Origin of the sequence: Brachyspira innocens ATCC 29796 (assembly GCF_000384655.1) — a bacterium.
Taxonomy (GTDB): domain Bacteria; phylum Spirochaetota; class Brachyspiria; order Brachyspirales; family Brachyspiraceae; genus Brachyspira; species Brachyspira innocens.
Window position 1 is genome coordinate 28,913 of the sequence record NZ_ARQI01000106.1, and the last position, 14,439, is coordinate 43,351.

Here is a 14,439-nt window from a genome sequence, read left to right on the forward strand (position 1 = left end):
TAAAAACTATATCAATATATAGTATATACATTTTTTATTTATTTGTCAATATATAAGTATGATAAGTATAAAATGAATATTTATGAAGATTTATTAGTTTTTATGTATTATTTTTAGTTTAAAATAAAATATGTATTATATATTTTCTTCATTATCAAATTCTTTAACTATAAATGTATTAAAATCATCTTGACTGCATGCAAAAGATTCTTTAAATAAATATCCTTCAAAATAACCTATTTTATAATAATCTTTATTCTTACGAATATTATTTAAATATTTTTTTAAAGTATTTGTTATTTTAGTATTATAATCAGAATGTTCTTCTTTATAAACCATAATATAAAAAACCCTGCTTTTAGAATCATTAATATCTTTTATTAATTTTAATTCTGATAAAGCAATATAAGTATCATATGCTTTTTTGTACACATCTTCTTTATTTACTGAACCGCTTTTAAACTCTATTAAATATATAATGCCATTTGTAAATTTATAAATAGCATCTACAGAACTTACCTTTAAACTAAATTTATATTTTGAAATATATTTTTTTATTAATTTATCTCCATTTATAACTTTATTTTCTGCATCAGTCATATAAGTTACAATATAATCTTTTAAAGTATCACTTTTAACTTTGCTTAAAGATGTTTCTTTTAAAGTATCTTCTAAATTGTAATAATCCAAATTATAAATTTCTGATAATATTGACTGTTTTAATTCATCAAGGATTATTTCTCTCATTATCCTGCTCTTCTCTCATATTAGACAATATCTCTAAAGGTTCATACATTTTTTCATAAATTATATCCAAATTATCATTAACATTTTTAAATACTACATTACATTTATTTTCTGCTAATTCAGTAATATAAAAATTAACTCTTTCATCTATATTATGCCTTTTGGAAAATCTGTTGATAGCCTCCAAAAAATAATGACTATGAGTAGTTATAGTAATAGTTAAATTAAAATATTTCTGTAATAAAACAATTAACTCAGCATAAATCAACTGCCATTTTGGGTGAAGATGTATTTCAGGCTCATCTAATATAAGAACATCTTTTTCATTCAAAGAACCATTTTCTAAAAGCCTTTTTATTATTACAAAAGATTTTAATCCAGCAGAAAGATTTTCTAATTTTATTTCTGTATTATTTTCATTGTAATGCAAATAATACTCATTATTTTTATTTATAATTTCTGCATTCATAACACTATTAAATACATCATAAACTTTTTCTAAAATTTCTCTATTAGTTACTGCCTCAATGATACCTTCATATTCTAAATTCTCTTTTACTAAATTAGAGATTAATTTACTTGATATAAAGTTTAAATTATCAGCATAAATATTGTCTAATATGAAAGGATTATCTATATAAAATATACTATGTGTTATATTAAATTCTGAATCAAATCTTGTACATTCATTATTTTTAAACTCTATATTCATTTTTTGTTTTTTTACTTCCAACTCTAATTTAGCATTTGCATTTTTATTAAATAAATTATCAATTTGCTTACAAAAAATATTAGAAAAATATCTATTTATTATTTCAATCATTAATTTATTATACGGTGCAGACATTATTTTAAATATATCATTTGCTACATTGTCTATATTATTTAATGATATTAATGATTCAGGTATAGTATCGATAATAATATTTTTTATATTATTAATATTTACATTATCTATATTTAATGTATCTAATATTTCATTTGTACATTTATTTGCAAAGTCTGAAAAATTATCTAATTGTAATGGTATTAATTGCAATTTAGCTATGTTATTAATTACGCTTAAACCTTTCTCGCCTCGTATTCTTTTAGCACTATTATAATTTGAACTAAATATTGAAAATAAAATCTTACCTATTGTGCTTTTTCCTGTATCATTATCTCCACATATTACAGTTATGCCGTCTATTTTTATATCTGCTTTCTCTATCTTTGCAAAGTTAGATATTTTTAATCTCATAAGAAATTATCCTGAAATACTAGAATTATCGTCATCAAATATTATAACATTATAAGTAAAAAATATATTAATTTCTACAATCCTCTGTAGTATTAATATTAAATAAAAAAGCCCATGCATTAAGCACAGGCTAATAAAAAAGGAAAAAAAAATTTAAACTATTTATTCTTCTATACTATCGATTAGTATATCATTATATTCATTAATTAATAAATTATACTCTTCATCATCTATAACCGTGCAATCATTATTTATACTATTTAATAATTTTGTCATATAAAATCCTCCGTTTTTTAATTAATATATTCTAATCATTTTATGTGATAAAGTTATTATATATTGTAACTAATAATTAATCTCTTATATTATTAATATAAGAAATAAGCAGATAAATGCAATAACTTTTTACATAAAATTTAAAAAAATATTAATAGTGTAAAAAAAAAGACCTATATGCACAAAGCATACAGGTCTCATAAAATTCCAAATCAAAAATTAATTCATAGCATTAATTTTTTTCATCATATCAGATTTTTTGGCAGCAGCTCTATTAGAATGTATAACAGATTTTCTAGCAGCTTTATCTAAAGCACTTGCATATTTTTTGAATTCTGTCATAGCTGCAGATTTATCATTACTTTCTATAGACTTAACAACTTTCTTTTTTTGAGTATTTAAGAAACTTTTAATTTTTCTATTATAAAGATTTTTAACTTCGTTTTGTCTTAATCTTTTAGATGCTGAAGCTATATTAGGCATTATATTTCTCCGTGGTTTAAATAAAAAAAAGCGGAGTTGACGGGGCTCGAACCCGCGGCCTCCTGCGTGACAGGCAGGCGCTCTAACCAAACTGAGCTACAACTCCAAACTAGTTAAGGAATGCTTGTATTATACTACAAAATTATTTTTTGTCAAGCGGTAATTTAAAAAAATTAATATAAAGTATATAAGGAAAAGCAGATTTCAATACTAAAATATAAAAATTATAATAAAAAACTTACTGATTATTTTTGAACTTTATTAGTTTTTTCAAAATATCATAATTTCTTTCCAGTATCTGTCAAAATAATTATACATTCCCATACCAGGCGAATAGTAATTGTATATCTTACGGAAATCATTTAAGGCATCTTTAAAAGAAGTATTTTTAATATAGCCTTTTCTAGCCATATATAATAATGCTATAGAAGGCGATCTTGACATTCCAAAATTGCAGTGCACTAGTACTTCCATATCTTTTATATGTTCATCGATAAACTCTATCGATCTTTTTATCATAGGAAAAGCATAATCAAATGAAAGGCTTGATATATCTAATAGATTCAAATAAAGATTATTATTACTTTCAAAAACCTTTTTATCTCCTATATTACCATGAACACCATTGACAAAACAGCTTTGACATGCATGCACTATAGCACCTTTAAATTTTCTGCAGTCGCTGTCTCCTCCTACATAAAGGTTATTATATAATTTCTGCATATTTACACACTCCTTTTATAATATAATCAAAGGTTTTATTTTGTCAATTACTTTTATTTGTGATGGCTATATTGTAAAAATATTAAGACAAAAAATGAATTTTGTTTACATTTAGATTGAATAATTAAAAACAATTATTATATTTATAATATATGATATTTGTATGAATGATTTTTAAGTACAGGAGGATTTTTATTATGAAGCCAAATTTAATATTAATGAGCCATGGTAATTTGGCATCTGCACTTATAGAGTCAGCAAAGATGATACTGGGTGATTTGTCAGATTATGATATAGTTGCTATGCAGCTTGATGATACATTTAATGATGTAGAAGAAAAATTAATATCTGTACTGGATAAACATAAAGATAAAAATATTTTAATAATGACTGATATATACGGCGGAACACCTTTTAATATAGCAAGTAAATTCTACAGAAAAAATGATAATATTTGCCTTATAAGCGGAGTAAACCTCGATATGGTAATAGAATATTTTTCTTCAGATATGCATGATAATACAAAGAAACTTATTGATGAGCTTATAAGCGTTTCCAGAGATTCTATAACATTATACTCTAAAAATGAAAATGAAATATATAAGGATATAGATTTTTAATTTCTTTAGTGTATAATAAACTTTATGATAAAAGAATCTATTAAACATGTATTAGCTGACTACAGTATATTGGAGATTACTGGAAGAATATTTGTAGCATATATCATGGGTATATTTATAGGCTGGGAGAGAGCACAGCATAAAAAACCTATAGGAAGCAGAACTACAAGTATAGTATGTATGGGGGCAGCTATTTTATCATGTTATGAAGATGTTTTCGCTCATGCTATTATGCTTGAAAATGAAGAGCTTATAAGGCTTGGAAGCGAGCTTTTGTATACTACACCCGATTACAACAGAATATCTGCTCAGATTGTATCTGGTATAGGATTTCTCGGAGCGGGTATGATTATACAAAATAGGGGTAAACTTCATGGCATAACAACAGCCGCTATAGTATGGGTTACCGCCTGTCTTGGAATAGTTATAGGCTCTGGTCAGTGGGTATTATCTACTATAGGCTGTATTTGTATATTTTTAAGCACTTCTATTTATCGATTTTTTATTCCATACTTCATAGCAAATAAGAAAAAGTCAATAATTTATTTAATAGAATGTTCTTCCAAAATAGATATAGAAACAGAACTTGACAGGTTTGGTATAAAACTTATTAATTTGGAAATATTGGGCTGGAAAGAGGTTATTAATAATGATAAAAAAATGGACAAAAATATTGTATTATCTCCAAATCTTATAAGCAAAGTTCATATATTTGTGCCTAGTCTTGATTATGCTAATATAGAAAATATATTAAAAAGTTTGGGTATAAGACCTATAAAAATGCTTGAACGTATGAGAGATAAAGTTGATTTGCATTCTATAAAATAGAAAAATTAAAATATAATTAAAAGTTTAATCTTATGGAAGAAATATATATAAAAAATTTTATAATTGATAATAGTATTATAATAGAAGAAAAAGAAATATCAATTTATCCTCTTACCTTGATTTCAAATAAATATAATTATTTGGCTAATTTAATTTGGTATATAAGCGATTTGCATTTTTTTGAGTTTTATAAAGTTAATGATTATGAGATAATGTCTATAAGTAAAACTATAAGCGGTATAATAGAGCATTATGAGTATTCTGCTGTAATTGATAATAATATGATTATAGAATGCATAGACTTTGTCAATGATATACTTGAAAAAAATAAAGATAATATTTTAAATAAATTGTTTCCAGAAAATAGAAATAAAAGCATAGAAAAATTATCAATATTATGTACTTCAGATAATCATATAAATATTAACTCCTCTTTTAATAATGAAAGCAATATTATAGATATAGTTTTTATTTATAATAATAGTTTTTCTTTCTCTTCAAGAGCTTTCTTCAGCAGGAAAATAGATATTTTTATTTTTGTTATTGAGCATATTATAAAAATACTTCTTACGGGAAATATATATAGAAACGCATATATTGCTGATTATAATGATTTTAATTTTGATTATGCTATTAAAAAGAATATGGCTGTGAGAGATTTTATTTACAAAGTTCATGAGATTAACTTAAAAGAAAATAATAATAAAAAAAATAGTAATTATAATATAAAAAATAGATATGAACTTATAAAAATGTTTTTAAAAAATTATAATTCATTTAATGTATTTGTAGAAAATTTTTCATTCATAGAAGAAGAAATAAAAAAAGAAGAAAACAGCAATAATTTAATTGATTCGTTCTTGGAAACTATAAATAGAAAAAGAAATATATTTATTACATATGATGATATAAACGATTTAAATAGTTTAATATCAGATAAAAGGTTTGAAAATAATATTAAGGTTTATTAATTTACATTTATTATATTTTTGATATAATATTGTTATAATAATGTTCGGATAATATTTATGAAATACATTAAAAACTCTATAATATTTTTTATAGTTTTCATCTTTTTCTTATCATGTTTATCATGCAGTAATTTGACTACAGGTATTAAAAGTGCTCAGAAACTGAAAGATAGGGCGGGCAGATATTCTCTTAATGTAAACTTTGAAGAAGATATTAAACTTGACTTTATAGTATTTGATACTGGAGATATTAATTTTATAGGAAGCAGAAATAATATTGCCAATAATTTAGGAACATATTTTTTAGGAAACCCTGAAAGCACAAATAAAACTTTTTCATTTGATATAAAAGAGACTATAAACGGAGTAGAACCTAACACGTATTTTATAGATTTTTTTTATTACACATTGAGATATTCAGGAAATGAAGTAAATTTTCAAAAAAAATCAGACAGTACAAATATAAAAATAAGTGAAAGAATTGGTGTTTATTATAGCAAGGATAAATTATATAATATAACTGTAAACTCTGAGAGAATATCTTGGAGCTATTTTCCAGATGCTTATATTGATATAACTAATCCATACACTGAAGATACAGTTTTTACAAAAACAGCGAGCTTTACCAATGAAAAAAGTGGAACAGTTTATAATTTTACACTTAAATTCGTTTTTACTGACAATGCTCTGAAACTCACTTTCAATATTACAGATCCTTCGTATTCTCAGTATAATAAACAAGATGAAGAGTATAGAATATCTTGGCAATGATAATATGAATGTATTTTGATAAGGTTTTTATTATGATAAAAGTTTCTGTAATTGTTCCAATATTTAATGTAGAGAAGTATTTAAAAAAATGTTTGGATAGTGTGATAAATCAGACATTAAAAGATATAGAGATAATATGCATAAATGACTGTTCAACAGATGGTTCTAAAGATATCGTTCTTGAGTATATTCAAAAAGACAAAAGAATAAAACTTATTAGTAATGAAAAAAACTCTGGTATAGGGATTACGAGAAATGAAGGAATTAATACTTCTGTTGGAGAGTATATTTCTTTTATAGATTCTGATGATTATATTTCTTGCAATTATTTAGAAGAGCTTTATAAAACAGCTTTAAAATATGATGCAGATATAGTTTTTACTAATAATATTAATATTGTTAGAGATAATATAATAAAGCCTTACTATCATAATAGAATACATATATGGAAGAAGAAGTTTAAGAATACTTGGCAGGAGGGAATAAGCAATTTTAATGTTGGCACACCAGAAAAAGAAAATACTCCAGAATATCCTTTGGTTTCAAGTGTGAATAAAATATTTAAGAGAGAATTTATTATAAAAAATAACATGAAATTTCAGAATTTTATAGTATCTGAAGACACAGAATTTTTTTATAAATATCTGCTTTATATGCCAAAAATGTTTTATAACAATAATGCTCAATATTATTATGTACAGAGAAAGTCATCTATAACGCATTCTATAGAAAAAGATAATAAAATGGCTTCTGACTCTTTGAAAGTATTTAAAAATATATTTAATTTTTACAAAGAAAAAGATATAAGTTTGCTTGGAGAATGTAATTTTTATAATTTCACTTCTTTTTTATTTGTGTTTAATAATTATAAGGCTGATAATAAAAATGAGTTCTATAAAAAATGTCATGAACTTATGAAAGCTCTTAATCCAGAAATAGACAGAAAAAAACATGCTTTTTATGCTTATAATATGTACATAATGAAAACTTATGATGATTATAATGTATATTTAGACAAAATAGAATCTATTAAGAAAAAAGTATTTGATATTGCTTGGTGGATACCTTCTATTACTTTGAGAGAGAAGTATAAAAAAGTTAATTTGGATAAACTTGCTGAGAAAAATTGGAAATGATATAATTATTAATCTTTTAATATAATTGAAAAAAAATCAATTTTATTATAAAGTATTGAAGTTAAGTTGAATATAATAAAAATGATAGGAGAATAAATATATGGTAGTAGAGCCAAAAATTTTAAATAATATATGTATTACTGCTCACCCTCTAGGCTGTGCAAAAGAAGTGGAAAAGCAGATTAATTATGTGAAATCAAAACCTAAAGTAAAATCAAATGTTAAAAATGCTCTTATATTAGGAGCTTCAGGCGGATACGGACTTGCAAGCAGAATAGCTATAAGCTACGGACTTGGGGCTAAAACTTTGAGTGTATCTTTTGAGAAGGCTGCTACAGAAAGAAGAACTGCTACACCGGGCTGGTATAATAATGAAGCTTTTTCTTCATTTGCTGAAAAAGACGGAGTTAAAGATAAAAACTTGATACTTGATGCTTTTTTAAATGCTTCAAAAGAGGAAGTAATTAAAGAGGCTAAATCATTTTTTAACGGAGAGAAAATAGATTTAGTGATATACAGTTTGGCAGCACCTGTAAGAACTGATGAATCTACTGGAACAGTTTATCGTTCATCATTAAAACCTATAGGAAAAAAATATAATGGTATAGGTGTTGATTTTATGACTGAAGAGCTTCTTGAGGTATCAATAGAGCCTGCAAATGAAGATGATATAAAATCTACGGTTAAAGTTATGGGCGGAGAGGACTGGAAATTATGGACTGATGCTTTGCTTAATGCTGATATGCTTTCTGAAAATGCCATAAATATAGCATATTCTTATATAGGTCCTGAAATGACTAAAGCTGTATACAGAGATGGTACTATAGGAAAGGCTAAAGATCATCTTGAGGCAACTGCTCATGAATTAGACAAAGAGATGCAGGAGAAAGTAAAAGGGCATGCTTATGTATCAGTAAATAAGGCTGTTGTAACTAGATCTTCTGCTGTTATACCTACAGTTCCTCTTTATATAGGTATATTATTTAAGGTTATGCAAAAGAAAGGCATTCATGAGGGCTGTATAGAGCAGATGTACAGACTTATAAGTGAAAAACTTTTTAATGGGGGAGAAGTACCAGTTGACAGTGATAATAGAATAAGACTAGATGACTGGGAATTAAGAGAAGATGTTCAGAAAGAAGTATTAGATGAGTGGAATAAACTTACAAAAGATAATGTAAAAGAAATAGCGGATTTAGCATTATTTAGAAAAGATTATATGAATATGCATGGTTTTGATGAAGAGGGTATTGATTATAGTCTGGACGTTAAGATATGATATTATAATAAATTTTAAATAACATATTACTAGCGAAGTTTGAATATTTATATTTGAGCTTCGCTTTTTTTATTTATTGCTTTTGCTTGTATTTAGGAAAGTGTTAAATTTAAAAAACGCTTGGGCGGGCGTACTTTAAGAAATATAGACTTATATATTTAATTAAACTCAATATAAAAAATAAAGCTTTTAAATCTAAAAGGGCGGGGATTAAAGTAAAATTTTTATATTTTTATTATAGCTTCTCTATTTCTTCTATACTTAATCCTGTTAATTCACTGATAAGACTTATATCAATATTTTTATTTTTCATATTTTTAGCCATAGATATTTGTGTTTCTTTAATACCTTCTTCTTTACCTTTTTCAATTCCTTGTTCTATACCTTCTTTTATACCCTCTTCTCTTCCTAATTTTCTTTCTTCATCAAGCATTATTTGATTGCCATAAAGATAAGCCTCTTTTTTCTCATATTCCATCATCATCAATTTGCTTTTCACAAAATTATTATATTTTTTTTGTACTTCTTCCATTATAGGTTTTTCTTTTACTATTTCAGACATAGACGCCTCCAAATTTTTACTTGTGAATATTTTGAGCCAATAATTCAAATCTTTAGACAATACATTTTTCCTGAACTTTTTTAATTCTATTATATGTATCTGTAGATGGTCTGTTAATAACTTTTTATTATTCATTTCATAAAGCATATAGCAGGAATGTATATTTTTAGTTTTATCCAAATTAAAATTAAGAAGATTAATACTTATTACAGGTGTTAATTCATCATATCTTTCACCATGCTTTAATAATTTACTGTAATTAGCTGCCCAATAATAGAGTATGCGTTCTGGAAATCTTGAATTGCCTTGTAATTGTATCTCTATAATAACGACTGAACCGTTTTGAGTGATACATTTAACATCAACAATTGTTTCTTTTAAATTTCTATTTTTCTTTAAGTTAAATGGTGTAAGTATTTCGACAGAGTGAAATGTCTTCATATTTGCATTAATCATTATAGAATTGATAAAATCTAAAAGTATAGTCTCACTGCTTCCTTTATCAGTAAAAAGATATCTTATAAAATAATCATTCAAAGGATTAAAATATTTTATTTGTTTAGTATTTAATTTCTTTTCCATAACATATATTATAATGAAATATTTTATAAATGTCAAAGTATAAAATTTATTTTCACTCCCACCCATTAAATTTTTGAATACTATTTGTTATTTTTAGCTTATTTTTATATTTTAACTTTTACTGTTATTCTGGCTGCCCACCCAAGTGCTTTTTAAATTTGTAATGCTATTCAACGCACGTTAAATCGATTCTTATATAGTGCAAAATTAGAATTATTAAATTAATTATATTAAAAAAGTCCGCTCAACGTGCGTTAATGAAATTGCAAAGTTTAAAAAAAATTTTTGGGGCGGGTTTGCTTTTCAATGTGTTGACATCTGGGTGTAATTAAAATTCTATTTAAGAAAATAAAGTTTTAAAATCTAAAAGGGCGGGAATTAGGATAAAGTTTAAAAATCTATTCTCATTCCCACCCTTTAAATTTTTGAATACTATTTTTTATTTTTAGCTTATTTTTATATTTTAACTTTTACTGTTATTCTAGCTGCCCGCCCAAGTGAGTTTTTAAATTTTATAATATTATTCAACGCACGTTTAGCTTTTTTATCATGAATAATGCTAATAAGAATTATTAATCAATACATATTTTAAAAATGCGTTTTGCGTGCGGGTTAATAATCAAAAGCATCTTCATCTATATCCATGTAATTTCCAGAGTAATAATTGGCCTTTTCTTTTATAAGCATTAAACGCTTTGGTATCTCCATTAAAAATGATGAAGGTATCTGCTCCATTATTCCAGAACTTATTCTTCTTTTTTTAGAGTAGGTGAGATAAAGTTTTCTTTTAGCCCTTGTTATTGCTACATAAAGAAGCCTTCTCTCTTCATCAATGCCTCCTTCCTCTTCAAGCGAGAAATAATGAGGAAAAACTCCCTGCTCTAAACCTGTTATAAATACAGCGTCAAATTCTAGCCCCTTTGCATTATGCACTGTCATAAGTGTAATGTAATCTTCATTTTCATTTTCTGTGTTGAGGTCTCTGTATAAGGTGTTTTCTTCCAAAAATGTTATGAGTGAAGCATTAGGCTCTGTATTTTTATAATCGTAAAAGCCTCTGAAAAGCTCTTTTATATTTTCCTCTGCTGTTATTACTCTTTCATTGCCTTCGCTTTTAAATATTGAAAAATAATCTATATCTTTTAAAAAGTTAAAAAATATTTCTTCTATATGTATTCCGTCTTCATTTGCAATATCTTCTTTTATTTTTATACCGTATTCTTCTATTATGCTTTTGTATGCTTTAATTGATGAAGAAACCTTTTTGCTTAATGATATTTCATCAGCATAATCGATAGCTTCATAAAGACTTATTTTTCTGGTATTAGCAAAAGTTTCTATACTGTTAAAACTCTTCTCGCCTATTCCTCTAGGAGGCACATTAATAGTACGTCTTACGCTGAAATTATCTCCAAAGCCCATCATAAGCCTTAAAAAAGAAATAGAATCTTTTATCTCAATGCGTTCAAAAAATCCTACGCCTCCTACTATTTTATAATTTATAGAATGAAGTTGTAATTCTTTTTCATAGGCTCTTGATTGGCTGTTAGTCCTAAATAGTATTACTATGTCTTTAGCCTCAAATCCGTTATCAAATAAACTCTCTATTTCATTAACCACACTTCTTGCCTCTTCCAAATCACTATAGCAAATCCAATTTTCTATTTTAAATTCGTTAGGCTTGTTGGAAAATACATTTTTTTCATGGCGGCTCTTATTATTTTTTATAACGCTTAAAGCTGCTTCCACTACATCTTTTGGGCATCTGTAATTTTCTTCAAGGCGTACTATTTTTGTATTTGGATAGTCTTTCTCAAAATCAAGTATATTAAGAACATCAGCACCCCTAAATGCATATATACTCTGATCATCATCTCCTACAACTGTTAAATCATTATCAGCATTCTGCGTTAATAATTTTATGAGTTTGTACTGCTGAGGGTTTGTATCCTGAAACTCATCTACCAAAACATATTTGAATCTGTTTCTATAGAAGTTAAGAACTTTTTTCTCCTCTTCAAATAATTTTATGGTGTTTAATATAAGGTCGTCAAAATCCATCACATTTTCATTTAATTCATGCTCTGTATATTTTTTGTATACATTTTCAAAAATATCCCTGTCAAAAGTAATTCCGTCATCCATATTGTTTTTTACAGCGGATATAAATTTGTTTATCATTTTTGGAGTAATACTTTTAGGTACTTTCTCTTCTTTCATTATTCTTTTAATAACGGATAATTTATCGCCTTCATCTAGTATAAGAAAGTTAGACTTATAACCCAAAAAATGAGCATTCTCTTTTAATATCCTAAGACATGCAGAGTGAAAAGTTCTTATAAATAATCTGCTAGGCTTTATATCAGGTACAAGAGCCGATACTCTCTCTTTCATCTCATAAGCGGCTTTATTAGTAAAAGTAACAGCCATTATATTTTCGGGCGGAGTTTCAAGCTCATTAATAAGGTAGGCAATTTTTCTCGTAATCACCAAAGTTTTACCGCTTCCAGCCCCAGAAAGAAGAAGAAGAGGGCTACCCCTATGCAAAATACCTTCTCTCTGAACCTCGCTCACATTTTGAAGTATATCCATATCATCACCTATATCTAAAGAATTATAATTTGTAAAAAATTAGTTTTTATTATTTTCGGGAACTAGAGAGAGAACCCCCACTTATTTTGTTAAGCTGTGTGCTTTGGCATCAACTTTGACTAAATTTACATAGTAAAAAATGACAGGCAAAAAGCAATCCAGTAATTATAGGATAAATAAAATATAATGCATACCTAAACAAATATAGTTTATCAAAAAATTAATTTTTTAAATTTATATATTTGCGGGGCTTTGCCCCACACCCCAGTTCTTTTATTGGTATAAAAGAACCAGGCACAGCCCGCAGTCGCGAAGAACTGCATTTGACGAAGCCCCTCACTCTGCGTTCCGTACAAACAAAAAAAGAACGAAAAAAAAGATATCTGATACTAGAAAGCAATCCCATAACTAAATAGCAATAAAAAAATATAACGAATAATGAAAATCAAACCCAAAAATAAAAAGTATTACCTCAAGATTGTAATTGTTTTTTGTCTTACTTTTTTGTACTCGCCGTACTGGCATTCCGCACCGCATTGCTTAATATTTAGGATAGTCCAGTATAGGTGCGGTTTTTTACCTTTCATTACACCAAAAAGAATAAATTAATAAGCAATAAAATATTAAAATGCATTCCCAACCCTAAAAAGAAAACAAATATAAAAAGATATCTAACAATAAAAAGCAATACCATAACTAAATAGCAATAAAAAAATAAATAAAAGATAATGTATGCTAAAAAGCAAACCCAGAAAGTAAAAAAGTATTCCCCCAAGAATAATAGCGAGCCGAAGCCATCAAATAAATTTATTTATTTGATATTTATAGGCGTAGGCGAGCTTAACAGTAATAAAAATTGTTTTTTGTCCTACTTTTTTACAAAAAAGTAGGTAAGATTTTTTTGCGAGCTTTTTTTCTAAAAAAAGCTGGGAAAGATTTTCAAATACTAAAAGACAAAGTTAGAACTAGAAAGCCAACAAATATAAATAAAAAATCCCCCCTAAAACGCAGCCAAAAAATAAATATACACTAAAAAATCACAATCCTAACTCCCTTAACTCATTATATTTTCTATAGCACTCTTCAGCTTCAGATGTCCTGTTTAGACTATTTAATGCATTCCTCTTACCATAATAAAGCCCACTGCTAGGCTCTAACTCTATAGCCTTATCATAAGATTTTATAGCCAATTTATAATATTTTTCTTTGTCATAACTATCGCTATATGTATCAGCTAATTGATAACAAGTATCAGCTTTCCATTTATAGGCTTCTGCATCATTAGGATTTAATTCTATAACCTTATCATAACATTCTATAGCTAAGTCGTACTTACTACCTATATGGCTGCATATATCAGCTTTTCCTTTATATGCTTCTATATCATTAGGATTTAATTCTATAACCTTATCATAACATTCTATAGCCAAGTTATAATATTTTTCTTTGTCATAAGTATTATTAGCTAATTGATAATAAGTATCAGCTTTTCCTTTATATGCTTCCACATAATTAGGGTTTAACTCTATCATCTTGTCATAACATTCTATAGCTAAGCTAGAATATTTATAATTATTCTTAGCTAAGTGATAATATGCATCAGCTTTGCCTTTATACGCTTCTGCATCA

At 26.3% G+C, this 14,439-nt stretch carries 13 protein-coding genes and 1 tRNA gene; 6 read left to right on the forward strand and 8 right to left on the reverse strand.

From position 1 onward, the window contains the following. Window positions 1-135: 135 nt before the first annotated feature. The 5 genes from F811_RS0106715 to F811_RS0106740 form a co-directional block, all read right to left on the reverse strand. Window positions 136-747 (reverse strand): hypothetical protein, encoded by a 612-nt coding sequence (locus tag F811_RS0106715; RefSeq protein ID WP_020004505.1) that lies wholly within the window; start codon window positions 745-747, stop codon window positions 136-138. Further along, entirely contained in the window at window positions 728-1,987 is a 1,260-nt protein-coding gene (locus tag F811_RS0106720) for an AAA family ATPase (protein ID WP_020004506.1), read from the reverse strand. The genes F811_RS0106715 and F811_RS0106720 overlap by 20 nt, the downstream gene beginning before the upstream one ends. A gap of 495 nt (window positions 1,988-2,482) precedes the next feature. Next, on the reverse strand, window positions 2,483-2,746 hold the full coding sequence (gene rpsT, locus F811_RS0106730) for a 30S ribosomal protein S20 (protein ID WP_020004508.1): 264 nt from the start codon (window positions 2,744-2,746) through the stop codon (window positions 2,483-2,485). A gap of 31 nt (window positions 2,747-2,777) precedes the next feature. Beyond that, window positions 2,778-2,852 (reverse strand) — tRNA-Asp (locus F811_RS0106735). Window positions 2,853-3,016: 164 nt separating this feature from the next. After that, window positions 3,017-3,469, reverse strand: a complete 453-nt coding sequence (locus F811_RS0106740; protein ID WP_020004509.1) for a dual specificity protein phosphatase family protein — start codon at window positions 3,467-3,469, stop codon at window positions 3,017-3,019. Window positions 3,470-3,666: 197 nt separating this feature from the next. Between F811_RS0106740 and F811_RS0106745 the strand changes: the two genes are divergently transcribed. The 6 genes from F811_RS0106745 (at window position 3,667) to fabV (ending at window position 9,074) form a co-directional block, all read left to right on the forward strand. Then, window positions 3,667-4,089 carry a PTS sugar transporter subunit IIA gene (locus F811_RS0106745; RefSeq protein ID WP_020004510.1) on the forward strand — a complete coding sequence of 141 codons (423 nt, stop codon included), beginning with the start codon at window positions 3,667-3,669 and terminating at the stop codon, window positions 4,087-4,089. Between the two features lie 24 nt (window positions 4,090-4,113). Beyond that, window positions 4,114-4,917 (forward strand): MgtC/SapB family protein, encoded by an 804-nt coding sequence (locus tag F811_RS0106750; protein WP_020004511.1) that lies wholly within the window; start codon window positions 4,114-4,116, stop codon window positions 4,915-4,917. Window positions 4,918-4,949: 32 nt separating this feature from the next. Then, complete coding sequence (locus tag F811_RS0106755) at window positions 4,950-5,888, forward strand: hypothetical protein (protein WP_020004512.1); 939 nt, start codon at window positions 4,950-4,952, stop codon at window positions 5,886-5,888. A 57-nt stretch (window positions 5,889-5,945) separates the two neighbouring features. Continuing rightward, complete coding sequence (locus F811_RS0106760) at window positions 5,946-6,659, forward strand: hypothetical protein (protein ID WP_020004513.1); 714 nt, start codon at window positions 5,946-5,948, stop codon at window positions 6,657-6,659. Window positions 6,660-6,691: 32 nt separating this feature from the next. Then, window positions 6,692-7,795: a glycosyltransferase family 2 protein gene (locus tag F811_RS0106765; protein WP_026364374.1), complete on the forward strand. Its 1,104-nt coding sequence runs from the start codon at window positions 6,692-6,694 to the stop codon at window positions 7,793-7,795. Window positions 7,796-7,895: 100 nt separating this feature from the next. Next, a complete protein-coding gene (gene fabV, locus F811_RS0106770) occupies window positions 7,896-9,074 on the forward strand; it encodes an enoyl-ACP reductase FabV (RefSeq protein ID WP_020004515.1) in 1,179 nt (392 codons plus the stop codon). A 235-nt stretch (window positions 9,075-9,309) separates the two neighbouring features. Here the strand turns inward: fabV and F811_RS0106775 are convergent, their stop codons facing one another. The 3 genes from F811_RS0106775 to F811_RS16220 form a co-directional block, all read right to left on the reverse strand. After that, window positions 9,310-10,218, reverse strand: coding sequence for an Rpn family recombination-promoting nuclease/putative transposase (locus tag F811_RS0106775; RefSeq protein WP_026364375.1), 909 nt, complete (start codon window positions 10,216-10,218; stop codon window positions 9,310-9,312). A 612-nt stretch (window positions 10,219-10,830) separates the two neighbouring features. Continuing rightward, the gene (locus tag F811_RS0106780; RefSeq protein ID WP_020004517.1) at window positions 10,831-12,810 is read right to left on the reverse strand and encodes an ATP-dependent helicase; all 1,980 of its coding nucleotides are present in this window, start codon (window positions 12,808-12,810) and stop codon (window positions 10,831-10,833) included. Between the two features lie 1,037 nt (window positions 12,811-13,847). After that, window positions 13,848-14,439: tetratricopeptide repeat protein (locus tag F811_RS16220; RefSeq protein WP_020004519.1), on the reverse strand; the 592-nt coding region annotated here is incomplete at its 5' end.

What these genes read in the sequence shown, in the direction of transcription:
- F811_RS0106715 (WP_020004505.1), bottom strand. Translation starts at nt 747, where the DNA reads ATGAGAGAAATAATCCTTGATGAATTAAAACAGTCAATATTATCAGAA.
- F811_RS0106720 (WP_020004506.1), bottom strand. Translation starts at nt 1,987, where the DNA reads ATGAGATTAAAAATATCTAACTTTGCAAAGATAGAGAAAGCAGATATA.
- rpsT (WP_020004508.1), bottom strand. Translation starts at nt 2,746, where the DNA reads ATGCCTAATATAGCTTCAGCATCTAAAAGATTAAGACAAAACGAAGTT.
- F811_RS0106740 (WP_020004509.1), bottom strand. Translation starts at nt 3,469, where the DNA reads ATGCAGAAATTATATAATAACCTTTATGTAGGAGGAGACAGCGACTGC.
- F811_RS0106745 (WP_020004510.1), top strand. Translation starts at nt 3,667, where the DNA reads ATGAAGCCAAATTTAATATTAATGAGCCATGGTAATTTGGCATCTGCA.
- F811_RS0106750 (WP_020004511.1), top strand. Translation starts at nt 4,114, where the DNA reads ATGATAAAAGAATCTATTAAACATGTATTAGCTGACTACAGTATATTG.
- F811_RS0106755 (WP_020004512.1), top strand. Translation starts at nt 4,950, where the DNA reads ATGGAAGAAATATATATAAAAAATTTTATAATTGATAATAGTATTATA.
- F811_RS0106760 (WP_020004513.1), top strand. Translation starts at nt 5,946, where the DNA reads ATGAAATACATTAAAAACTCTATAATATTTTTTATAGTTTTCATCTTT.
- F811_RS0106765 (WP_026364374.1), top strand. Translation starts at nt 6,692, where the DNA reads ATGATAAAAGTTTCTGTAATTGTTCCAATATTTAATGTAGAGAAGTAT.
- fabV (WP_020004515.1), top strand. Translation starts at nt 7,896, where the DNA reads ATGGTAGTAGAGCCAAAAATTTTAAATAATATATGTATTACTGCTCAC.
- F811_RS0106775 (WP_026364375.1), bottom strand. Translation starts at nt 10,218, where the DNA reads ATGGAAAAGAAATTAAATACTAAACAAATAAAATATTTTAATCCTTTG.
- F811_RS0106780 (WP_020004517.1), bottom strand. Translation starts at nt 12,810, where the DNA reads ATGGATATACTTCAAAATGTGAGCGAGGTTCAGAGAGAAGGTATTTTG.